Origin of the sequence: Stenotrophomonas sp. WHRI 8082 (assembly GCF_040223995.2) — a bacterium.
Lineage (GTDB): Bacteria > Pseudomonadota > Gammaproteobacteria > Xanthomonadales > Xanthomonadaceae > Stenotrophomonas.
In genome coordinates this window covers 3239976-3262205 of record NZ_CP167826.1, presented here as the reverse complement: position 1 = coordinate 3262205, position 22230 = coordinate 3239976, and the positions used below count along the sequence as shown (strand labels likewise).

Below are 22230 nucleotides of genomic sequence, written 5' to 3'. Positions count from 1 at the left end.
GTGAATGTGAAGTGGAGCGACTCGCGGCGCACGTCCGTTGCGGTCATGCCACCGTGGAAACGCAGCGATGGCGATGCGGCGGTGGCAATGACGCCGTGGAAACGCCGCGCGGTGTCGAGCTGCCGCGTTAGAGCTGCCGTGGTAGAGCCGACTTCAGTCGGCTGCCGTTTGCGGGCAAGCACAACGCAGCCGACTGAAGTCGGCTCTACCAGAACGGCATCATCCCGCCAGGCAAAGCGGCATCATCCCGCCCGCCATACCAGCATCAACCCGGCAGCCACAACGTGGCCACGGTGCCCCCGCCGTCGCGGTCCTCCACCCGCACCCGGCCACCATGCAACCGGGCCACTTCGTGCACGAACGGCAGCCCCAGCCCAGAGCTGCGCCGTCCCGTGGCAGGCCGTGGCAGCGAATAGAACCGTTCGAAGATCCGCTCGCGTGCGTAGTCCGGTACGCCCTCCCCGTGATCCACTACCTGCAGCGCCACGCCATCGCCCTCCGCCAGCGCACGCAGGTGCACCCTGCCGCCCACGGGCGAAAAGTCGATCGCGTTGTCCAGCAGGTTGTGCAGCGCCTGGCGCAGCAGGTACCCGTCACCGCGCACCGTCAGCGCAACAGACGCATCGATGTCCAGGCTGACCTGCGCCGCCTGCGCGCGCAGCTGCAGGGACTGCGACACGCCGTCCAGCAACACCGATGCCGGCAGCACCTCGCGCGTCTGCAGCCATCCGTGCTGTTCCACTTCCGCCAGCGCCAGCAGTTTGTCGATCGTCTCGGTCAGCCGTTGCTGCTGGTCGACGATGCTGCGCGCGAAGCGTGCCCGATCCTCCTCGGCCATGGGCTCCTGCAGCAGCTCGGCCGCGCCGCGGATCGCTGCCAGCGGGCTCTTCATTTCGTGGGTCAGCGACTGCACGTAGTGCTCCACGTACGCCTTCCCCTCCAGCTTGCGCCGCATGGTCTCCAGCGCCTGGCCCAGGTCGCCGATCTCATCGCGCCGCGGGCGGGGCGGCGGTACCGGCTCGCCCGCGCTCACCGCCTGAGCGTAGCGATTCAAGCGCCGCACGCCGGTCATCAGCCATGCTGTCATCAGGATGCCGATCAGCGCCGACAGCCCGATCAGCCACGCGCCGCGCAGCATGATCTGGCGCTGGCTGGCGGCGATGAAGGGGTCGATGCTGCGATTGGGCTGCGACAGCGACAGCACCCCGATCAGCCTGTGCCCATCGGCCGGGTCGTACACCGGTGCCGCCACGTGCATCACGGTGTGGGTGGGATCGCCGGGCACTTCGGGGCTGGACCGCGCACCGTACTCACCGCGTAACGTGCGATGGACATCATTCCAGCGCGAGTTGTCACGCCCTACGTCGCGCCCCAGCGAGTCATACACCACGATGCCCTTGGCATCGGTAATGGTCACCTGGTAATCCAGCGCGCGCTTGGGGAAGCGCCACACCATCGCCTTCGGGTCGCGGCGCTGGGCGCGTGCCAGGCTGGCAGTGAAACCGCCCCCGGCCAGCGTCCCCGCCTTCAGCTCCGGTGCCGCCATCTCGGCCAGCACGTTGGCCGCATCCACCAGCGTGGATTCCATGGCCTGCCGCACACCCGGCTTCACTTCATCCACGAATATCCGCATCACGAAGAAGGCCGCCAGGCCCACGATCAGGAAGAATCCCAGGAACAGCTTCAGCCCCAGCCGCATGCTCAGACCTCCAGCGCGTAGCCGAGGCCACGATGGGTGCGGATCGGATCGTCCTGCGCCCCCGCCGCCCGCAGCTTCGCGCGCAACGTCTTGATATGCGTGTCGACGGTGCGGTCCGCACTGTCACTGGTAGCGTCCCAACCGCGGTCCATCAACTGGTTGCGGCTGAGGATGGCCCCGGGCCGCTGCAGCAACGCCGCCAGCAGTGCGTACTCATAGCGGGTCAGGTCGAGCACCCGCCCTGCGTAATGGATGCGGTGGCTCTCCGGGTCGATCCGGAATGCACCGTGCTGCTGACCCTTCTCGTCAGGTACCACCGTGGTGGCCACCGACGCACTGCGGCGCAGGCGCGCACGCACCCGCGCCACCAGTTCGCGCGGTGAAAACGGCTTGGTCACGTAGTCGTCGGCGCCCAGCTCCAACCCCAGCACCCGGTCGATCTCCTCGCTGCGCGCGGTCAGGAAAATCACCGGCACCTGCCCTGCCGGACCCGGCAGCGCGCGCAGCCGGCGGCATACCTCGAAGCCGCCCAGGTCGGGCAGGCCGACATCCAGCATCACGAGGTCCACGCGGTGTGCCTGCAGGTGCTGCAGGGCCTGCCCGCCGAGCAGGCAGTGGGTCGCCGCGTAGCCTTCGCTGCGCAGCGCATACAGCACGGTTTCGGCAATGGCGGTCTCGTCTTCGACCACCAGTACGTGGGCAGCAGCTTCTGTCATGGCGGCAGCATAGCCGCTGCGCCTGCCTACCCGTACACTGCGCCCCATGAACTACCGCCACGCCTTCCATGCCGGCAACCATGCCGATGTCCTCAAGCACATCGTGCTGCTCGCCCTGATCGACAGCTTCAAGCGCAAGGACAGCCCGTTCTTCGTGCTCGACACCCATGCCGGCCGCGGCCGCTACCTGATGGCCAGCGAAGAGGGCCGCAAGACCCTGGAGGCCGAAGAGGGGGTGATGCGCCTGATGTCCCAGCCCAAGCTGCCCGAGGTGGTCGAGCGCTACCTGAAGGCGGTGCAGGCCGATAATCCGGTCGGCGCGATGATCAACTACCCGGGCTCGCCGCTGCTGGCCGCCCAGGCGCTGCGTCCGCAGGACCGTCTTGCGGCCTGCGAACTGCAGCCCGAAGAAGCCGCTGCCCTGCGGAAGGTGTTCGCCAACGATGCGCGGGTCGGCGTCTACGAAGGCGACGGTTACGAAAAAGTGCGGGCCCTGGTGCCGCCGAAGGCCAACGGGGCCAAGATCGGCCGCGGTCTGGTGTTGATCGATCCGCCTTACGAAGGGCAGGACGCTGAGTACATCCGCATCCTGGCCACGTTGAAGGAAACCTACGAGCGTTGGCCACAGGCCACCTGCGCGGTCTGGTTCCCGATCAAGCAGCGCCGCACCATCCTCCACTTCCTGCGCAAGGCAACCGCGCTGCCGTTCAAGTCCGCCCTGACCATCGAGCTGCTGGTGCGCCCGGACGAATCGCCGTTGCGCCTCAACGGCAGCGGCATGCTGATCCTCAATGCCCCCTTCCAGTTCGACCGGATCGTCGGCCCGGCCCTGCCGGCGCTGAAGCAGCACCTCGGTGAAACGGGTGCCAGCACCCGCATCGATTGGTTGAAGACCGCCGAATAGGCCCCTGTGACGCCGCGCATCGCCGTGAACCATTCGTTCACGGTGTGCGGCCATGGGAATGCCACAATCGCTGGACCACCAAGGAACAACCCGGTATGGCCACTCGCAACCGCATGCCGCCCTGGCACGAGATCTTCAAGGCCCCCAGCGGCCACGAACTGCTGATCCGTCCGATCCGGCCAGAAGACGGCCCGCCGCTGCAGGCCGCTTTCAGCCTGTTCGGCCCGGAGGAAATCCGTGACCGCTTCCTGCAGGCGGTCACCGAGCTTTCGCCGGAGACCACCCAGCGGCTCACCCACCCCAATCCGAAGACCGAAATCACGCTGGTCGCGGCCGAATCGCTGCCGGCCGGTGAAGCCGTGGTCGGCGCGGTAGCCCGCGCCTCGATCATCCAGGGCACGCGTGAAGCCGAGTACGCGATCCTGATCAGCCGCTTCCTGATCGGCCAGGGGCTTGGCCGGCAGTTGATGCGCAAGCTGGTGAAATGGGCGCGCGGCAAGTACCTGGATCGCCTGTATGGCGATGTCGCCGAAGAGAACGAGCCGATGAAGCAGCTGGCCGACTCGCTGGGCTTCAAGCCGGTGCCGCACCCGCAGGGCACGCCCGGCCTGGTGCGGATGGTGCTGGAACTGGATAACTGAGGCGCGTACGCCGGGCGCTGCCCGGCGATCCATCCCGGGCCGCCGCGCGCACCGGGCATGGCGCGGCGCCGCGTTCGGGCTTGTTGCAGCGTTGTCCCGGTCTGCACAACGGCCTCTGATAGAATCAGCGGCCAATGTCGCGCTCTCCTTATCCCATTCCGCCGCTGCCCCGTCCCGGCCAGCTCCGCGCCTGGTGGCGCGCTCCCAGCTCCGCCACGGCGCTCGCGTGGTACCTCGCCCGTGCGGCGCAGGCACACGACGGCCCGCTGCTGGTCGTCGCTCCGGACAACCACGGTGCCAACCAGATCGAAGCCGATCTGCACACCCTGCTCGGTGCCGACGACAGCTTGCCTGTGGTGGCGTTCCCGGACTGGGAGACGCTGCCCTATGATCGTTTCAGCCCGCATCCGGACATCATTTCCCAGCGCCTTTCCGCACTGCATCGCCTGCCCGGTCTGAAGCGCGGCCTGGTGGTGGTACCCGTGCAGACGCTGATGCAGCATCTGGCACCGAAGCAGTACGTGATCGGCGGCAGCTTCGATCTGCAGGTTGGCCAGCGACTGGACCTTGATGCGGAAAAACGCCGTCTGGAAAGTGCCGGCTACCGCAATGTGCCGCAGGTGATGGACCCGGGCGATTTCGCCGTGCGCGGTGGCCTGCTGGATGTCTATCCGATGGGAGCCCGCGAGCCGCTGCGGGTGGAACTGCTGGATGAAGACATCGACACCATCCGTGCCTTCGACCCGGAGACGCAGCGTTCGCTGGACAAGGTCCAGGCCGTGCACATGCTGCCCGGGCGCGAAGTGCCGATGGACGACGCCAGCATCTCGCGGGTGATGGACGCGCTGCGCGAGCGCTTCGACGTGGATACCCGTCGCAGCTCGCTCTACCAGGATCTCAAGTCCCGCTTGGCACCGGCGGGCATCGAGTATTACCTGCCGCTGTTCTTCGACCGCACCGCCACGCTGTTCGATTACTTTTCCGCCGACGTGCTGCCGGTCATGGCGCCGGGCGTGGGCGAGGCGGCCGCTGCGTTCTGGGCACAGACCAGCCAGCGCTACGAACAGCGCCGGCATGACGTCGAACGCCCGCTGCTGCCGCCGGACCAGCTGTATCTGTCGCCGGATCTGCTGCGCGAGAAGCTCAACGACCTGCCACGGGTGGAAGTGTGGCCGCCCGAACACGCACGCATCGAGCAGGCCCAGCCCCTGGGCGATACCAAGCTGCCGCCACTGCCGGTGGCCGCACGTGATGCAACGGCGGGCCAGGCACTGGCCTCGTTCGTCAAGGAATACCCGGGCCGCATCCTGATCGCCGCCGATACGGCAGGCCGACGGGAAGCGCTGCTGGAAGTACTGCAGGCCGCTTCATTGAAGCCGCCCGTCGTGGTCGACCTGCCCTCGTTCCTTGCCGGCAGCGAGCGCTTCGCGATCACCGTTGCACCGTTGGAAGACGGCTTCGAGCTGGACGATCCGCGCATCGCGGTGCTGACCGAACGCCAGCTGTTCCCGGAGCGCGCGGGCCAGCAGCGCCGCTCGCGCCGCGCCGGTCGCGAGCCCGAAGCGATCATCCGCGACCTTGGCGAGCTGACCGAAGGTGCACCGATCGTCCACGAAGACCACGGCGTAGGTCGCTACCGCGGCTTGATCGCAATGGACGTGGGCGGAATGCCCGGCGAGTTCCTCGAGATCGAGTACGCGAAGGGGGATCGGCTGTATGTGCCGGTTGCCCAACTGCACCTGATCAGTCGCTACTCCGGCGCATCGGCCGATACTGCGCCGTTGCATTCGCTGGGTGGCGAACAGTGGACCAAAGCCAAGCGCAAGGCCGCGGAGAAGGTGCGCGATGTCGCCGCCGAACTGCTGGAAATCCAGGCACGTCGTCGCGCGCGTGCAGGCTTGGCGCTGGACGTGGACCGTTCCATGTACGAACCCTTCGCGGCCGGCTTTCCGTTCGAAGAGACTCCCGACCAGCTGGCCGCCATCGACGCCACCCTGCGCGATCTTGCCAGCAGCCAACCGATGGACCGCGTGGTCTGCGGTGACGTGGGGTTCGGCAAGACCGAAGTGGCCGTGCGTGCTGCCTTCGCTGCGGCCAGCGCCGGCAAGCAGGTCGCGGTGCTGGTGCCGACCACGCTGCTGGCAGAACAGCATTACCGCAACTTCCGCGACCGCTTCGCCGACTATCCGATGAAGGTGGAAGTGTTGTCGCGCTTCAAATCCACCAAAGAGATCAAGGCGGAACTGGAAAAGGTCGCCGAGGGCACCATCGACGTGATCATTGGCACGCACCGGCTGCTGCAGCCGGATGTGAAGTTCAAGGATCTTGGCCTCGTGGTGGTCGATGAAGAACAGCGTTTCGGTGTGCGGCAGAAGGAAGCGTTGAAAGCGATGCGCGCCAACGTGCATCTGCTGACCCTGACGGCCACGCCGATCCCGCGCACGCTCAACATGGCCATGGCCGGCCTGCGCGACCTGTCGATCATTGCCACGCCGCCGCCGAACCGGCTGGCGGTGCAGACCTTCATCACCCAATGGGACGACGCGCTGCTGCGCGAAGCCTTCCAGCGCGAGCTGGCGCGCGGCGGGCAGCTTTATTTCCTGCACAACGACGTGGAGAGCATCGGCCGCATGCAGCGCGAGCTGTCCGAGCTGGTGCCGGAGGCGCGCATCGGCATTGCCCACGGGCAGATGCCGGAGCGCGAGCTGGAACGGGTGATGCTGGAATTCCAGAAGCAGCGCTTCAATGTGCTGCTGTCGACCACGATCATCGAATCGGGCATCGACATCCCCAACGCGAACACCATCATCATCAACCGGGCGGACCGCTTCGGGCTGGCGCAGCTGCACCAGCTGCGTGGCCGCGTCGGTCGTTCGCACCACCGCGCGTACGCCTATCTCGTCGTGCCGGACCGCCGGTCGATCACACCCGACGCAGAAAAGCGGCTCGATGCGATCGCCTCGATGGATGAGCTGGGCGCCGGCTTCACCCTGGCGACCCACGATCTGGAGATCCGTGGTGCCGGCGAGCTGCTGGGCGAAGACCAGAGCGGCCAGATGGCTGAAGTGGGCTTCAGCCTGTACACCGAGCTGCTGGAACGCGCCGTGCGCAGCATCCGGTTGGGCAAACTGCCCGATCTGGATGCGGGGCAGGAAGTCCGCGGCGCCGAGGTGGAACTGCATGTGCCGTCGCTGATTCCGAATGACTACCTGCCCGACGTGCATACGCGCCTGACCCTGTACAAGCGCATTTCCAGCGCGCGTGACAGTGCATCGCTGCGCGAACTGCAGGTGGAGATGATCGACCGCTTCGGCCTGTTGCCGGATCCGGCCAAGCATATGTTCGCCATTGCCGAGCTGAAACTGCAGGCCAGTGAACTGGGCATCCGCAAGCTCGATCTGGGCGAATCCGGCGGTCGCATCGTCTTCGAAGCCAAACCGAACATCGATCCGATGTCCGTGATCCAGCTGATCCAGAAGCAGTCCAGTCTGTACAGCATGGACGGTCCGGACAAGCTGCGGATCAAGCATCCGTTGCCATTGCCGGAAGACCGCTTCAACGCAGCGCGCGCGCTGCTGACCACGCTGGCCCCGGGCTGACGTCAGTCGGCTGCCGCTGCGCTCGCCGACCATGGGTCGGCGCTACCGCAAACGCACCGATGCATGACCTGACCTGCCGCTGCGCTCGCCGACCATGGGTCGGCGCTACCAATGGCCATGCCTCATCTACACTCCATCCTCTGCATCACAACACGGACGCATCACCATGCACGGACTCACGCGCCTCCCTGCCCTGCTTGCTTGCCTGCTCATGCCCTTGGCAGGCCACGCCAAGACGGTCGATCAACGTGCGGCGGGCAACCTGCAGGCAACCCGCTCGCTGCCCTGCACCGCGCTGAAGGATGTCACCGCCAACGACTCGCCAGCCGACCTGATGGCCGCCATCCCCAGCTGCATCCAGGCCGGGCGCAATACCGACGGCGCAGACCTTTTCTCCATCGCCGGTGTGTTCGCTCACTTCGATACGCAACGCGTGGCAGACAGAACCGCACACGGTGCCTACGGCGCGCTCAAGATGAACCTGGTCGCCAGCTTCGAGTCTGCTGGAGACGGGCCGATGGCTGCGTTCAGCGCCGCGCTGCAGGACCGCATGGCCCACGCGGACGCCTACCAGAAAAGTCTGTGCCTCCTCGCAGAGCGCCTGGGTCCTCCGCGCTACGTCCCCACCTACATGCTGAGCCACGGCATGTCGGCGTTCACCGGCAAGGACACCGGACTGGTTCCGGGATTCGATGCCGCTGCCGCATGGAAGATCACGCAGCAGGAGTACCTGAAGTGCGACGAGGTCGCGGCCAGCTGATGGATCTGCCCAGAAAAAACCCGGCTTTCGCCGGGTTTTTCATTTCTCAGCACACGCGTGCGATCACCAGATCACAACGCGCTTGTCATCGGCACGCACCATCGGTTGGCCCGCCTTGCATTCGAACGCTGCCGCGAACGACGGCATGTTCGACGGCGCACCATTGGCGCGGAAGTTCGCCGGTGCGTGCGGATCGGTGTTCAACCGCACGCGCAGTTCGCCGTCGGTGAAGTTGCGACGCCACACGGTGGCCCAGTTCATGAAGAAGCGCTGGTCCTGGGTGTAACCGTCCACCGGTGCGTTCTTCGAGGGATCTTCCTTCAGCGCCATCTGCAGCGCGTCATAGGCCACGGTGAGGCCACCGAGATCGCCGATGTTCTCGCCCAGGGTCAGCTTGCCCTTGACGTTCACACCGGGCACGGCCTCATAGCCATCGAACTGCGCGACCAACTGGTCCGCCCGCTGGGTGAAGGCACTGCGGTCGGCGTCGGTCCACCAGTTGTCGAAGTTGCCGTTGGCCGCGAACTGGCTGCCGGAGTCGTCATAGCCGTGCATCATTTCATGGCCGATCACCGCGCCGATGCCGCCGTAGTTCAACGCCGGGTCAGCCTTGGCATCGAAGAACGGTGCCTGCAGGATCGCAGCGGGGAACACGATCTCGTTCTTGGTGGCGTTGTAGTACGCATTGACCGTCTGCGGGGTCATGCCCCACTCGGTTTTGTCGACCGGCTTGCCGATCTTGTCCAGCATGTAACGGTAGTTGTACGCGCGCGCCGCCTGCATGTTGCCGAGGAAGCTGTCACCGTTGGTCTGCAGGCCCGACCAGTCACGCCACTTGTCCGGGTAGCCGATCTTCGGGGTGAAGCTGGCCCACTTCTCCAGTGCCTTCCTGCGGGTGTCTTCGCCCATCCATTCCAGCTTCTCCAGGCGGGCCTTGAGCGCTTCGGACAGGTTGTCCACCAGATGCTGCATCTGTTCCTTGCTCTCGGCCGGGAACACCGCATCCACATACAACTGGCCCAGCGCTTCGCCCATGCCGTTGTTCACCGAATCCAGCACCCGCTTCCAGCGCGGCTGCATTTCCTGCTGGCCCCGCAACGTCTTGCCATAGAAGTCGAAGTTGGCCTTTTCCACGTTGCTGCTCAGATAGGGCGCGGCATCGTCGATGGTATGGAAACGCAGGTAGGCCTGCCAGGTCGCTGCCGGCACATCGGCCAGCATCTTGTCGACCTCGGTGAAGAACTGCGGCTGGGCCAGCGAGAACTTCTGCACGGCCGGTACCTTGAGCGTGTCGAACAGTGCGGTCCAGCTGAAGTTCGGCGTCAGCTTGTCTGCATCGGCGGCACTGACCGGGTTGTAGCGCTTGGACGGATCACGCAGTTCGATGCGTGACAGCGAGGCGGCAGCCAATCGGGTTTCAAACGCGAGCACGGCCTTGGCCTGCTCGGCCGCCTGCGCCGCGTCCACGCCGGACAGCGTCAGCACCTGGGTGATGTAGGCCACGTACGCATCGCGGATCTTCGCCTGCGATGCATCGGTGTAGTAGCCCTTCTCGGGCAGGCCCAAGCCACTCTGGCCGACATAGGCGATGACGTTCGCCGAATCCTTGTAATCGGCATTGGCCGACAACGAGAACAGCACGCCCTGCCCCTGCGCCTGGCTGTCGCGCAGGTACTGGGTGATGGCCGCGGTATCGTTCAGCCCGGCAATGTTGTCCAGCTGCGGCTGCAGCGGTGCCAGGCCGGCCGCATCGATCTTCGCTTCATCGCTGCCGGTCTTCCAGATGTCACCGATCTTCGCTTCCACCGAGCCCGCCTTGGCGTCGCTGTCGGCGGCCTGCTTGACCAGCGCGTGCTGCACTTCCAGCGAGCGCTCGCGCAGGATTTCGAAGCTGCCCCAGGTGGTCTGGTCACCCGGCACGGGATTGGCGGTAAGCCACTTCTGGTTCACGAACGCGTTCAGGTCCGTACATGCGGAAATGGCCGTATCCAGATCCGCGCTGTTGAGCGAAATCAGCGGCGTCTTGATCAGCGACGGGTCGAAGGCCGACGTGCTGGCATCCGCCGTGGCAGTGGGCGCCGTTTCGGATTTGCCACAGGCAGCCAACGATGCCGCGATGGCGACGGTCAGGCCCAGCGGGGCCAAGGTGCGCAACTTCATGGGACTCTCCAACAGGTAATCCCCGAGGGTAGCCCGGACATGCAAGACCGGGGACCGCCAAAGGTCACACCCGAATCCATCGGGGCGTGGGACACTGGGCTGGACCTCCCGATCAACTGGCCAGCGTGACCTTCATGACAGCACCCGACAGCAGCAAGGACCGCAAGGTGATCGACGACATCCAGCAGCACGGCTGGCATTGCCTGCATGTGCTGCCCGGTCCGGACGGTGAATCCGGGTTCTCTTATTCGATCGGATTCCAGGCGACCTACGGCGCGCCGGAAGTCATCGTCTTCGGCCTGCAGCGATCCAAGGCACAGGCGCTGCTTGGCGAATGCGCCGCCCTGCTGGCCGCAGGGCACAAGATCCAGACCGACGTCGAAGACGGCGAGGTCCTCGATGGCGGTTACAAGGTCATCTTCCGCACCGTACGCGCGGACTGCCACGATGAGTACCTGGCCACTGCCGTGCGCCATTGCGGCCCGCAGCCGCTGCAGGCGGTGGTGATGTTCCTGCCCGACAGCGCGCACCGCTTCGCGTGGCAGGCCGGGTATGACGATGCACAGGCCGATGAAGCGCTGGGCATCGTGCACGCCAACGCCCGGTAGTGCCGTCGGTCATGCCGACGGTAGAGCCGACTTCAGTCGGCTTGCTTAAAGCAACGGTAGAGCCGACTTCAGTCGGCTGCTTTCATCAAGCCGACTGAAGTCGGCTCTACCGGGCAACCAGCCGGCCGATCGGCCGCCGCCGTTACTTTGCTTTGCCTTGGTTGGCCACGGCCTCGGCCGCCTTGCGCGCCGCTTCCGGGTCACCCAGGTAACGGAACGATTGCACGGTCAGGTCGTCGTTGAGCTCGAACAGCAACGGGATGCCGGTGGGAATGTTGAGTTCGAGGATCTGCTCGCGCGACACACCGTTGAGATACTTGTACAGCGCGCGCAGCGAATTGCCGTGCGCGGTGACCAGTACGGTCTTGCCGTCCTTCAACTGCGGCGCGATGGCATCGAACCAGTACGGCAGCACCCGGTCCAGCGTGGTCGCCAGCGACTCGGTGCCCGGCAGCGCATTGCGGTCCAGCGTGGCATACCGGCGGTCGTGGATCGGATGGCCCGGATCCTCAAGGTCCATCGGCGGCGGCGGGATGTCGTAGGAACGACGCCAGATCTTGACCTGCTCCTCGCCATGCTTGGCCGCGGTTTCCGCCTTGTCCAGGCCCTGCAGTCCGCCGTAGTGGCGCTCGTTCAAGCGCCAGCTCTTGCTGACCGGCAACCAGTCCTGGTCCATCTCGGCCAGGGCGCCCTGCAGCGTATGGATGGCGCGCTTGAGCACCGACGTGTGCGCCACATCGAACTGCAGGCCCTCCTCGCGCATCAGGCGACCGGCAGCGGCAGCCTCCTGGCGCCCCTTGTCCGTGAGTTCGACATCGACCCAACCGGTGAAACGGTTGTCCAGGTTCCACTGGCTCTGGCCGTGGCGCAACAGTACGAGTTTACGGGTCACTGCAGGGTCTCCAACATCGGGAAGGCAGGCCGATAGTGTAGCGCCGAGCCGCGCTCGGCGGCATTGCCCCGGTAGAGCCGACTTCAGTCGGCTGACAGCCCTTGGTAGAGCCGACTTCAGTCGGCTGGTCCATCGCGAAACGCAGCCGACTGAAGTCGGCTCTACCACCACCACCGGCGTCAGTGGTGCACGTGACCGTGATGACCGTGATCGTGCGCTTTTTCCGTCGGTCCGACCGCGCAGGCGTCGCCGCAGTGGTCGGCTTCCAGTTGCAACGTGACGTGGTCTATTCCGTGGCGTTCGTGCAACGCATCGGCCAGTTCCCTACGTACCTGGTCGGTGTCCGCCCCTTCGGCCACCACCACGTGCGCGCTCAGCGCCGGGGTGCTCGACGCCAGCGCCCACACGTGCAGGTCGTGCACATCCACGACACCGGCATGGCTGCACAGACTGCCTCGAACCTCAGACAGTACGATGCCCTTCGGCACACCCTCGAGCAGCACGTTTATCGCTTCGCGCATCAACACCCACGTGCGTGGCAGCACCCACAACCCGATCAGCACCGCCAGGATCGGATCGATGACTTTCCAGCCTGTCCAGCGGATCAGCAGCGCGCCGATGATCACCGCCACCGAGCCGAGCATGTCCGCCCACACTTCCAGGTAGGCCCCTTTCACGTTCAGGCTCTCGCCGCTGCCCGCTTTCAGCAGGCGCATCGCAATGAGGTTCACTGCCAAGCCGATCGCCGCGATGACCAACATGCCGGTCGACGCGATCTCCTGCGGCTGGCGGAACCGTGCGATGGCCTCCCACAGGATGTATCCGGCCACGACAAACAGCATGCCGCCGTTGAACATCGCGCCGAGCGCTTCCAACCGGGCGTAGCCATAGGTGCGTCGCGCATCGGGCGGCCGGCGACTCAAGCGCACTGCTACCAGCGCGATCATCAACGCCAGCGTGTCGGTGGCCATGTGCGCAGCGTCGGACAGCAGCGCCAGACTGTTGGTGACAAACGCGCCGATCACCTCGACCAGCAGGAAGGCGGCCGTCAGGCCCAGTGCCCACCACAGCGGCTTCTCGTGGCGGATTTCGTTCGGAAGATGGTTGTGATCGTGTCCCATCGGGATCTCCAGTGCGATGCGTGCAGGCTACGCGCGCAGGGCGGTGGACACCATCACACGCGTTATAACATCGCGCCTGCGCGGCACAGCGAACGGGCCGGCACGACGGGACACGACGCGGCCGGTCAACAGAGGGGCGCTTTGCAGCATCCTGCATGGAAGCAGGACCTGCGTGGGATCCAGCATTTCCTCACGCCTCCGCTGGAGAAGCACCGCATGCCCCTGCACCATCACCTCGGTCCGCGCAGCCACGAGGACCGCCCCCTGCTGCCGACTGGCTGCACTTTCGATGCGCCGGACTGGTACCTCATGGCCCGCTGCTGGTTCCCGGTGATGCGCAGCGAAGACCTGCGCGCCGCGCCCCAGGCCGCCCGGCTGCTGGACCAACCGCTGGTGCTGTACCGCGCGGCAGGGAGTGTCGTCGCAGCCGCCGATGCCTGTCCGCACCGGGGTGTGCCGCTGAGCATGGGCACGGCGGATCCGGGCGGTATCCGCTGCCGCTACCATGGCCTGCTGTTCGGCGCAGAAGGGCGCTGCCTGGATGTCCCCTGCCAGCCCGGCCACCCGGTGCAGGCGCAGTTGCACCTGCGCACCTATCCCACCGTCGAGCGCTATGGACTGCTATGGACCTGCCTGTGGCCGCAGGAGGGCATGCGGCCCGATATTCCCGTGATGCCTCACTGGGACGAAGCGGGCTTCCAGCAGGCCGTGTGTCCCTGCTACCCGATGGACTGCTTTGCAGGCCGCCAGCTTGAGGGCTTCATCGATGTGGCTCACCTGCCCTGGGTGCACGCGGGCACCTTCGCCGATCCGGACCGGCGCGGTGTGCCGTCCTACGACGTGCATCCCCGCAGCGATGGGTTCGCGATGGACTACGACAGCGACATGCCCAACTACCCCGTCGACTCTGGCCGCCGCGCCCCGGAGGGTCACGTGTGGCGACGGCACTTCGAGGTGCATCCTCCCTTCGCCGCGTCGCTGACCCTGCACTTTCCCGGCGCTGATCGTGCAGTGGTCATGAACATCGCCACGCCGGTATCGGCGCTGCGTACCCACCTGTTCTGCCCGGTGTCACGCAACTTCGACACGGATCGTCCGGTGGAAGAGATGATCGCCTTCAACCTGCGCGTGTTCGACGAGGACAGGGCGCTGACGGAGGCACAGCGACCGCGCAACCTGCCGCTGGACGTCCGCGTCGAAGCACATACGCGTGCCGACCGCATCACCTTGGCGTATCGACGCAGACTGCTGCAGCTCGGCTACCGGCGGTTCTTCGTCGATATCGCCTGAAGGCCATGTCAGCTGCCGCGGTATGTCGAATAACCGTAAGCGCTGAGCAACAGCGGGATGTGGTAGTGCGGCAGCTTCCCGTCGACATCCACGATCACCTGGACCTCCGGGTAGAACGTGGTTCCGCCGTGCTGCGTGTACCACGCACCGGTCAGAAAGGTGACCTGGTAGCGGCCAGGATCGAGCGCCTTGCCCGGCGGATAGAGCGCGGCCACGCGGCCGTCGACGTCGGTGGTGCCGTTGCTGATCACCGCCCAGCGATCCCCTTCCGCTTTTGCCAGCATCACCTGCACCCCTTCAGCCGGCAAGCCGGTCTGCTGGTCCAGCACATGCACGCTCATCGGATTGCGCGGGGCCGCGCTGACGCTGGCCACGGTGAACAGGGCCAACAGCAGCGCCGCGACCCGGATGATGTTCTTCTTCACGTTGGGTGACCTTTCCATCGGACGGTGCTGCATGGTGCGATGGGCACGCATGCAGCACTATCGGATCGGTCCTGATCCGCAACGCGTCGCGCGCTTCAGAGCCTGAAGCGCGCACCCACGGTGTAGGTCCGCTCCGGCGATGCGAAATCGCGCGGAAACTGTGGACTGCCGAAGTAGTTGCGGGTCGAGCCACCCAACAGGTTGGTTGCCTCGGCAAACACGGTGATGTGGTCATTGATGTCGTAGTTCAACGCCACGTCCAGCCAATCCTCGTCACCCTGGCGGATCTCGCTGGGCTGGTCACCGGAGCTGTTGAAACTGGTCGCATAGTCGGTGCGCCGGTTCCACGCCAGGCGTGCGGAGAAGCGGTCGTACTGATACATCAATACCGCATTGAACGCGTGCTTGGACACGTTGGTCAGCGGCTGGACCTGTCCCGTCGGCGATTCGGCTTCGGCGCTGATGCGCGTGTAGTTCAGCTGCGTGCCGAAGCCGGACAGCCAACCCGGCAGGAAGTCATAGAACTGGCTGTAGCCCACCTCGAACCCTTTCAGCGTGCCCTCGCCGGTGTTGCGCGGCCGGGTGATGGAGTAGGTCGTTCCGCCGATGGTCTCGTCGTCCGCATAGCTCTGCACATAGCCATCCAGTTTGCGGTGGAAGCCTGCCACCGACAGCAACGAGCCCGGCTTGAAATACCACTCCAGCGACACGTCCAGGTTCTTCGATTCCACCGCCTGCAGATCGGGATTGCCGCCGCTGCCACGCGCCGGCAGGCTGTCGGTGGATTCGAACAGGCTGAGCTGCGGATTGAGGTCGGCAAAGTTCGGCCGAGCAATCGTTTCACTGCCGGAAAGGCGCAGGATCAGGTCCTCGCGCAGCGAAAAGTTCGCGCTGGCGTTGGGCAGGTACTTTGTCTGGGTGGTGTCGATCTGGCTGGCACGGTCAACCCCATCCACCGTCCGCGTGCCGGCGAGCTGGGATTCCAGGCGCGTTGCGCGCACGCCGATGCGGCCGTCCACCGGAATGCTGCCCAGCGTGGTGCCCCAGTTGAGCTGCACATACGCGGCGTAATTGTCTTCGCGTGTGTCAAAGAACAGCGACGCCAGCTCCGGCGGCGCTTCCGGTGACTGCCCCATCACCTGCCGTACCTGTTCGGTCTGCTGCAGCAGATAGGCCGCGTTGGCGACTGCCCAACGGTCCGTGGAGAACGCGCGTGCACCGTCCAGCATGCCGCCCGGCGATACATCGGCCAGCCCCGGCACCTCGTTGGCGTACACGCGGCGGCCGGTCACGTTGTCCATCGCACCCGGACCGCCACCATGATTCGACGCCGTGCGGCGGCTGACCCGGACGCCGGCATCCAGCGAACTGAACGGACCGGCCTCGAAGGCGAACGTGCTGTCGCCACGCCACGCCCATTCCTCGCCTTTCTGCTCGTCCCAGCTGTCGTAGTACTGGCTCAAGTACCAGTTGGCCGGGTTGGTGACATCGTAGGGAGACCCGTCGGCCTGGGTCACCCAGGTATCGGGCACACCGCCTGCATCCCGCATGTGCATCAACGGCGCGTCCATGCCCATGTCCAAGGTCATGGCACGGTGTTTGTTGGTGCTCCACGTGTAGGCCAGCTCGGTCGACAGGGTGACGTTTTCGTTGTTCCACTTTCCACCCAGTGCGGCCTGGAACGTATCCGAAGTCTGTTTGTGCGCCTGCGTGCTGGACAGTGTGTAGAGATCACGGGCCACGAAGCCGTCCATGACGTCGGTCCCGGGCCGCAGGCTGACCGACTGCACATTGCCTGCGTTGACCAGGCCCGGGAACGGCATCCAGTAGTTGACGTTGTTGCGGCCTTCGTAGTTCACGTAGAACGTGTCGAAGTAAACCTCGCTGTTGTCGGTCGGTGCCCACTGGAAGGTGAAGTTCGCCGAGCGGCGCTTGTGCGTGTTGCGCGCGACCAGCCCGCCTGCGTTGTAGGGCACGAAGATCTGCTGCGCAGGGTCAGGCGGATTCGCGACGCGGTCATACGTGCCGTGGAAACTGTTGCTTTCCTGATAAGGGCGTTGCTGCAGCGACACACTGCCCAGCACGCCCATTCGACCATGGCCACTGTCCCAGTTGTGCGCGGCCGTCAGGCTGCCGTTCGGCTTTGTCTCATCGGCCTGATCCCCTTGCACAGCACTGATGCTGCCCGCCAGTGTCGTGTCCTTGTCCAGATCAAAGGGCTTGCGCAGGTGGACGTCGATGGTGCCACCGATGCCGCCTTCGATGAACTTCGCGCTGCCGGTCTTGTAGACGTCCACGCTCTGCAGCAGGTCGGCCGGAATATCCTGCAGCGCGATGCCCCGGCCGCTGGCGGTGAACACATTGCGACCATCAAACGTGGTCACCACGTCGGGCAGTCCGCGCACCAACACGGTACCGACCTCCGCGCCACCCCGCGCGACCTGGACGCCGGTCACCCGCTGCAACGCCGCGGCGACGCTGTTGTCCGGCAATTTGCCGATATCTTCGGCCACCACCGAGTCGCTGATTTCCGCCTTCGACTGCTTGGCGTCGACCGCGCCGGTTGCACTGCCACGCACGCCCCGGACCTGCACGGCATCCAGATCCTGCGCACCCGCGGCGGCAGGCGTCTGCCCCTCGGTGGAGGCCGGTGTCTGCGCCTGGGCGTGGGCCACGCTCACGATGCCGAAGATCATCGAAGGCAGCAGCGCGCGTCGCAGCAGGCGGTGCGTCGGACGGAAGCGGGGCGCAACGGGCAAGGGCGAGGATGACGTCATGCGGGCAAGGCCTTTCAATGCGTGCCGCGTAGCGAAGGCGCGCACCTGCCCTGCCCGCAGCGTCGGGCGCACAGGTCGATCAAAGGGGCGCACGCAACGACGTTGCGGCGATATGGATACTGGTTGTGAGCCGATCACGACAGAATCGGTGGCGGCATTAGAGCAACCGGAAACTTAATTTTCCGTTCGCTGACGGTGAGGCAGTTGTTGTGCGTGCCGATGTGGATCGCTGTTCGCTCCCATCTGTCGCGCAGGAGACGCCACCATCGCGTGCCGACGCGCTACGCTCTGCCCCTGTCATCAACCAAGGTCTCTCCATGAATTTCGGCAGCGACAATCAATCCGGTGTTTCCCCGCGGATCCTTGACGCGCTGGTACGTGCGTGCAGCGGCACCGCCGCACCTTACGGTACCGACATGTACACCCGACAGGCAGAGCAGAAAATCGCCGAACTGTTCGAGCACGATGTGCAGGTCTTCTTCGTCGCGACCGGGACCGCCGCCAACTGCCTGTCGCTCTCAGCACTGGCGCAGCCCTGGAATTCGATCCTGTGCCACGCGCAGGCGCACCTGATCAGCGACGAATCCACGGCGCTGGAGTTTTTCACCGGCGGCGCACGACTGCTTCCCATCGCAACCGACTCTGGCAAGATCACCCCTGCGGCCCTGCGCGACACACTGCAGCGCTTGCCGGATGCGCGCCCGCACAGCGTCAGGCCGTCTGCCCTGACGCTGACCCAGGCAACCGAGAACGGCCTGGTCTATACGCCCGGCGAACTGCAGGCACTGACCTCCCTCGCCCATGAGCGCGGGCTGCATGTGCACATGGATGGCGCACGCTTTGCCAATGCAGTGGCCTACCTGGGCTGCACACCGGCCGAACTTTCGGTGAAGGCCGGCATCGACGTGCTGTCCTTCGGCGCGTCGAAAGACGGCGCACTGGTGGCCGAAGCGGTGGTGTTCTTCAACACATCGCTGGCGCAGGACTTCGATCTCCGCCTCAAGCGCGCGGGCCAGCTTGTATCAAAGGGACGGCTGTTCGGCGCGCAGTTCAGCGCGTGGCTGCAGGACGGCCACTGGCTGGAACTGGCCCGGGCGGCGAACGATCGCGCCTCCGCGCTTGCCACCCTCCTGCAGTCCCACCCTGCAGTGCGCATGGCGTGGCCAGTGCAGGTCAACGAGGTCTTCGTGGTGATGCCCAAGACCCTGCTTGCCCACCTGCATGCCGCCGGCGTGCTGTGCTACGACTGGTATCCGGACAGCCTGCCGACCGGCTTCGTGCTGGGCGAGGACGAGCTGCCCGTGCGCTTCGTCACTGCGTGGTCCACGAGCAGCGAGGAACTCGACGCGTTCGCGGCCGCTCTGGCCGGATAAGGGACTGCGGCGCGCATGAAAAAAGCGGCAGCCCAGAGGGCTGCCGCTTGTTCGATTCAAGACAGAGCGCGCTGCAGGGGTTACCTGTATTCGCGCTCGCAGCGGCGCTCTACCACGCGGTCGCCGTTCTTCTGCTGCTGACGACCCTGGATGTTGCGCCCGGCCGCGCCGCCTGCCACCGCGCCAGCCACGGTGGCCAGCTTCTTGCCGTTGCCGCCGCCTACCTGGTTGCCCAGCAGGCCGCCCACCACCGCACCGGTCGCGGTGCCGACGATGCGATTGGAATCCTTGCTGTTGCGCTGCACTTCGACATTGCGGCAGACCACGCGGCTGCCATCGTCGAAGCGGCGTCCTTCATCGCGAGGACCGTAATTCTGCGCCGAGACCGCCGTGGAAACGGCCATCAGGGCGCCAGCGCACAACAAGGGGATGGACATCTTCATGGAGGACTCCTGATACGGTTCGTTAACGTGGTGCCAGTCTTCGCCCCGCCGGTGCAAACCCGCGTGAATTCGCGTGCAGGCCGCGTGCACGACGACAGTCCCATTCAGCTCGCGTCCAAGCTGGGCGTCACGGGAGCGTGTCCCGCTTCTGGATCTGCCAGACAACGTGGCAGACTGGAAACATGAAAAAACACGACGACTTCGTCCGCGTGCGCGGCGCCCGCGAACACAACCTCAAGGACGTGGATGTCGATATTCCGCGCGATGCGCTGGTGGTGTTCTCCGGTGTATCCGGCTCGGGCAAATCCTCGTTGGCGTTCGGCACCTTGTACGCGGAAGCCCAACGTCGCTACTTCGAGTCGGTCGCTCCTTATGCGCGTCGACTCATTGATCAGGTCGGCGTTCCGGACGTCGACTCCATCGAAGGCTTGCCGCCTGCGGTAGCACTGCAGCAGCAACGCGGCACGGCCAGCGTGAGGTCATCGGTGGGCAGCGTGACCACCCTGTCGAGCCTGCTGCGCATGCTGTACTCGCGCGCAGGCAGCTATCCCGCGTCGCAGCCGATGCTGTATGCCGAGGATTTCTCGCCGAACACCGCGCAGGGCGCGTGCCCGGAGTGCCACGGACTCGGCCACGTCTACGCCGTGACCGAGGCCTCCATGGTGCCGGATCCTTCCTTGAGCATCCGCGAGCGCGCCATCGCCGCATGGCCGCCTGCCTGGCATGGCCAGAACCTGCGCGACATCCTGGTCACGTTGGGCTACGACGTCGATGTTCCCTGGCGCGACCTGCCGAAAAAACAGAGGGACTGGATACTCTTCACCGAAGAGCAGCCCGTGGTGCCCGTCTATCCCGGCTTCACGCCGGCGGAGACGCGCACCGCACTGCGTCGCAAGACCGAGCCGGCCTACATGGGCACCTTCAGCGGGGCCCGCCGCTACGTGCTGCACACCTTTGCCAGCACGCAAAGCGCGTTGATGAAGAAACGCGTCTCTCGCTACATGGTGGGCAGCGTCTGTCCTCTCTGCGATGGCCGTCGCCTCAAGCGCGAAGCGCTATCGGTCACCTTCGCTGGACGGGATATCGGATCGCTGTCGCAGCTTTCGCTGGATCGCATGGCCGAGGTGCTGCGGCCTGCATCGGAAGGCCGCTTCGAGTCGACCCGTGAAGACGGCAGGGCCACGCTGAGCCGCAAGGCCTCTGGCAAGGCCACGGCGCGACGCGTTGCCGCGGGCGGCTCAGCGCACGCCGGTGGCTCAGATGTACGCCGCACGCCGGAGCTCAGCGAAGACAAGCGTATCGCCGCACAGCGCATCACTTACGACCTGGTGCAGCGCATCGCCACACTGCAGGGGCTCGGTCTGGGCTACCTGTCGATGGATCGGGCCACGCCCACGCTGTCACCCGGCGAACTGCAGCGCCTGCGCCTGGCCACGCAGATCCGCTCCAACCTGTTCGGCGTGGTCTACGTGCTGGACGAACCGACGGCCGGGCTGCATCCGGCGGACAGCGCCGCGCTGCACGCATCGCTGGATGCGCTCAAGCAATCGGGCAACACGGTGTTCGTCGTCGAGCACGATCTGGAGATGATGCGGCGGGCCGACTGGCTGGTGGACGTGGGCCCGGATGCGGGCCAGCACGGCGGACGGATACTGCACAGCGGCCCGCCGGCCGGATTGGCGGCGGTCGAACAGTCGCGCACCGCGCGCTATCTCTTCAACCAGCAGCCGCCTGCGCCGCGTACCCCACGCACCGTAGAGGCCTGGCTGCAGCTCGAGGGGCTGCAGCGCAACAACCTGCAGGGGCTGTCCGCCCGCATCCCGCTGGGCGTACTGACCGCCGTCACCGGCGTCTCCGGATCGGGCAAATCCAGCCTGGTAAGCCAGGCGCTGGTGGAACTGGTCGGGCTGCAGCTGGGTCATGAGCCGCAGGTCGAAGAAAGCGAGGGGGATGATCCGCGCCCGAACCTGCTGGTTCAGTCCGCCGGGCGTATTGCCAGCGGCGGCGAAGGTATCCGGCGGCTGGTGAACGTTGACCAGAAGCCGATCGGACGTACCCCACGCTCCAACCTGGCCACCTATACCGGGCTGTTCGACCACGTGCGCAAGCTGTTCGCCGCCACCCGGCAGGCACGCGCGCGCCGTTACGACGCCGGGCGCTTTTCGTTCAACGTCGCAAAGGGCCGCTGTGACACCTGCGAAGGCGAAGGCTTCACCAGCGTCGAGCTGTTGTTCATGCCCAGCGTCTACGCGCCCTGCCCCACGTGTCACGGTGCGCGCTACAACGCCAAGACGCTCGAAGTGACCTGGGAAGGCCGCAACATCGCCGAGGTGCTGGACATGACCGTCGACGACGCCCTGGTTTTCTTCGATCAGCAGCCCGCCGTGCACAAACCGCTGGCGCTGCTGCAGGCGATCGGGCTGGGCTACCTCCGGTTGGGTCAGCCGGCCACCGAGCTGTCCGGCGGCGAGGCCCAACGGATCAAACTGGCGACGGAACTGCAGCGCGCGCAGCGCGGCAACACGCTGTACGTGCTGGACGAACCGACCACGGGGCTGCATCCGTCCGACGTGGACAAGCTGATGGTGCAGCTGCACGGATTGGTCGATGCGGGCAACACCGTGGTCACCGTTGAACATGACATGCGCGTGGTGGCCGATGCGGATTGGGTGATCGACATGGGGCCGGGCGCCGGTGAGCGTGGCGGGAGGATCATCAGCGAAGGCACACCGCGGCATGTGGCAAAGGCCAAGGACAGCATCACCGCCCCCTTCCTGAAAGCCACACTCGACCGCACTCCGTAGGCCCGAGCCACACTCGGC

At 65.7% G+C, this 22230-nt stretch carries 16 protein-coding genes; 8 read left to right on the top strand and 8 right to left on the bottom strand.

Going from position 1 to position 22230, the window contains the following annotated elements; genetic code table 11:
• Positions 1-265: 265 nt before the first annotated feature.
• Positions 266-1699, bottom strand: a complete 1434-nt coding sequence (creC, locus tag ABRP17_RS14165) for a two-component system sensor histidine kinase CreC (protein WP_349985667.1) — start codon at positions 1697-1699, stop codon at positions 266-268.
• Positions 1700-1701: 2 nt separating this feature from the next.
• A complete protein-coding gene (creB, locus tag ABRP17_RS14160) occupies positions 1702-2415 on the bottom strand; it encodes a two-component system response regulator CreB (protein WP_349985666.1) in 714 nt (237 codons plus the stop codon).
• A 46-nt stretch (positions 2416-2461) separates the two neighbouring features.
• On the opposite strand from creB, the gene ABRP17_RS14155 reads away from it, so the two are divergent.
• From ABRP17_RS14155 to ABRP17_RS14140, 4 genes are all read left to right on the top strand, one after another.
• Positions 2462-3319: a 23S rRNA (adenine(2030)-N(6))-methyltransferase RlmJ gene (locus ABRP17_RS14155; protein ID WP_188326577.1), complete on the top strand. Its 858-nt coding sequence runs from the start codon at positions 2462-2464 to the stop codon at positions 3317-3319.
• Positions 3320-3414: 95 nt separating this feature from the next.
• Positions 3415-3960, top strand: a complete 546-nt coding sequence (locus ABRP17_RS14150; protein WP_101098371.1) for a GNAT family N-acetyltransferase — start codon at positions 3415-3417, stop codon at positions 3958-3960.
• A gap of 134 nt (positions 3961-4094) precedes the next feature.
• On the top strand, positions 4095-7559 hold the full coding sequence (gene mfd, locus ABRP17_RS14145; protein WP_349985665.1) for a transcription-repair coupling factor: 3465 nt from the start codon (positions 4095-4097) through the stop codon (positions 7557-7559).
• Between the two features lie 166 nt (positions 7560-7725).
• Positions 7726-8319, top strand: coding sequence for a hypothetical protein (locus ABRP17_RS14140; RefSeq protein WP_349985664.1), 594 nt, complete (start codon positions 7726-7728; stop codon positions 8317-8319).
• Positions 8320-8382: 63 nt separating this feature from the next.
• On the opposite strand, the gene ABRP17_RS14135 is transcribed toward ABRP17_RS14140, so the two are convergent.
• Positions 8383-10479, bottom strand: a complete 2097-nt coding sequence (locus tag ABRP17_RS14135; RefSeq protein WP_349985663.1) for a M13 family metallopeptidase — start codon at positions 10477-10479, stop codon at positions 8383-8385.
• A 134-nt stretch (positions 10480-10613) separates the two neighbouring features.
• On the opposite strand from ABRP17_RS14135, the gene ABRP17_RS14130 reads away from it, so the two are divergent.
• Entirely contained in the window at positions 10614-11087 is a 474-nt protein-coding gene (locus tag ABRP17_RS14130; RefSeq protein WP_349985662.1) for a DUF4262 domain-containing protein, read from the top strand.
• A 142-nt stretch (positions 11088-11229) separates the two neighbouring features.
• On the opposite strand, the gene gpmA is transcribed toward ABRP17_RS14130, so the two are convergent.
• Positions 11230-11979, bottom strand: a complete 750-nt coding sequence (gene gpmA / locus ABRP17_RS14125; protein WP_188326572.1) for a 2,3-diphosphoglycerate-dependent phosphoglycerate mutase — start codon at positions 11977-11979, stop codon at positions 11230-11232.
• Positions 11980-12158: 179 nt separating this feature from the next.
• A complete protein-coding gene (locus ABRP17_RS14120; protein WP_349985661.1) occupies positions 12159-13100 on the bottom strand; it encodes a cation diffusion facilitator family transporter in 942 nt (313 codons plus the stop codon).
• Between the two features lie 216 nt (positions 13101-13316).
• Here ABRP17_RS14120 and ABRP17_RS14115 point away from each other — a divergent pair, with 216 nt between their 5' ends.
• Complete coding sequence (locus ABRP17_RS14115) at positions 13317-14390, top strand: Rieske 2Fe-2S domain-containing protein (RefSeq protein WP_349985660.1); 1074 nt, start codon at positions 13317-13319, stop codon at positions 14388-14390.
• Positions 14391-14398: 8 nt separating this feature from the next.
• On the opposite strand, the gene uraH is transcribed toward ABRP17_RS14115, so the two are convergent.
• On the bottom strand, positions 14399-14866 hold the full coding sequence (gene uraH, locus ABRP17_RS14110) for a hydroxyisourate hydrolase (protein WP_372486798.1): 468 nt from the start codon (positions 14864-14866) through the stop codon (positions 14399-14401).
• Between the two features lie 44 nt (positions 14867-14910).
• On the bottom strand, positions 14911-17511 hold the full coding sequence (locus tag ABRP17_RS14105; RefSeq protein ID WP_349985676.1) for a TonB-dependent receptor: 2601 nt from the start codon (positions 17509-17511) through the stop codon (positions 14911-14913).
• 398 nt (positions 17512-17909) lie between these two features.
• Between ABRP17_RS14105 and ABRP17_RS14100 the strand changes: the two genes are divergently transcribed.
• Positions 17910-18965, top strand: coding sequence for a low specificity L-threonine aldolase (locus ABRP17_RS14100; protein WP_349985658.1), 1056 nt, complete (start codon positions 17910-17912; stop codon positions 18963-18965).
• A gap of 80 nt (positions 18966-19045) precedes the next feature.
• Here ABRP17_RS14100 and ABRP17_RS14095 read toward each other — a convergent pair whose 3' ends face one another.
• Positions 19046-19408: a glycine zipper 2TM domain-containing protein gene (locus ABRP17_RS14095; protein ID WP_349985657.1), complete on the bottom strand. Its 363-nt coding sequence runs from the start codon at positions 19406-19408 to the stop codon at positions 19046-19048.
• Between the two features lie 182 nt (positions 19409-19590).
• Here ABRP17_RS14095 and ABRP17_RS14090 point away from each other — a divergent pair, with 182 nt between their 5' ends.
• Positions 19591-22212 carry an excinuclease ABC subunit UvrA gene (locus ABRP17_RS14090; protein WP_349985656.1) on the top strand — a complete coding sequence of 874 codons (2622 nt, stop codon included), beginning with the start codon at positions 19591-19593 and terminating at the stop codon, positions 22210-22212.
• Positions 22213-22230 lie beyond the last annotated feature (18 nt).

Coding starts and splice junctions, on each gene's coding strand:
- ABRP17_RS14155 (WP_188326577.1), top strand. CDS start 2,462: ATGAACTACCGCCACGCCTTCCATGCCGGCAACCATGCCGATGTCCTC.
- ABRP17_RS14135 (WP_349985663.1), bottom strand. CDS start 10,479: ATGAAGTTGCGCACCTTGGCCCCGCTGGGCCTGACCGTCGCCATCGCG.
- ABRP17_RS14120 (WP_349985661.1), bottom strand. CDS start 13,100: ATGGGACACGATCACAACCATCTTCCGAACGAAATCCGCCACGAGAAG.
- creB (WP_349985666.1), bottom strand. CDS start 2,415: ATGACAGAAGCTGCTGCCCACGTACTGGTGGTCGAAGACGAGACCGCC.
- ABRP17_RS14100 (WP_349985658.1), top strand. CDS start 17,910: ATGAATTTCGGCAGCGACAATCAATCCGGTGTTTCCCCGCGGATCCTT.
- ABRP17_RS14105 (WP_349985676.1), bottom strand. CDS start 17,511: ATGATCTTCGGCATCGTGAGCGTGGCCCACGCCCAGGCGCAGACACCG.
- creC (WP_349985667.1), bottom strand. CDS start 1,699: ATGCGGCTGGGGCTGAAGCTGTTCCTGGGATTCTTCCTGATCGTGGGC.
- ABRP17_RS14130 (WP_349985662.1), top strand. CDS start 10,614: ATGACAGCACCCGACAGCAGCAAGGACCGCAAGGTGATCGACGACATC.
- uraH (WP_372486798.1), bottom strand. CDS start 14,866: ATGCGTGCCCATCGCACCATGCAGCACCGTCCGATGGAAAGGTCACCC.
- ABRP17_RS14115 (WP_349985660.1), top strand. CDS start 13,317: ATGCCCCTGCACCATCACCTCGGTCCGCGCAGCCACGAGGACCGCCCC.
- ABRP17_RS14150 (WP_101098371.1), top strand. CDS start 3,415: ATGGCCACTCGCAACCGCATGCCGCCCTGGCACGAGATCTTCAAGGCC.
- ABRP17_RS14095 (WP_349985657.1), bottom strand. CDS start 19,408: ATGAAGATGTCCATCCCCTTGTTGTGCGCTGGCGCCCTGATGGCCGTT.
- mfd (WP_349985665.1), top strand. CDS start 4,095: ATGTCGCGCTCTCCTTATCCCATTCCGCCGCTGCCCCGTCCCGGCCAG.
- ABRP17_RS14140 (WP_349985664.1), top strand. CDS start 7,726: ATGCACGGACTCACGCGCCTCCCTGCCCTGCTTGCTTGCCTGCTCATG.
- ABRP17_RS14090 (WP_349985656.1), top strand. CDS start 19,591: ATGAAAAAACACGACGACTTCGTCCGCGTGCGCGGCGCCCGCGAACAC.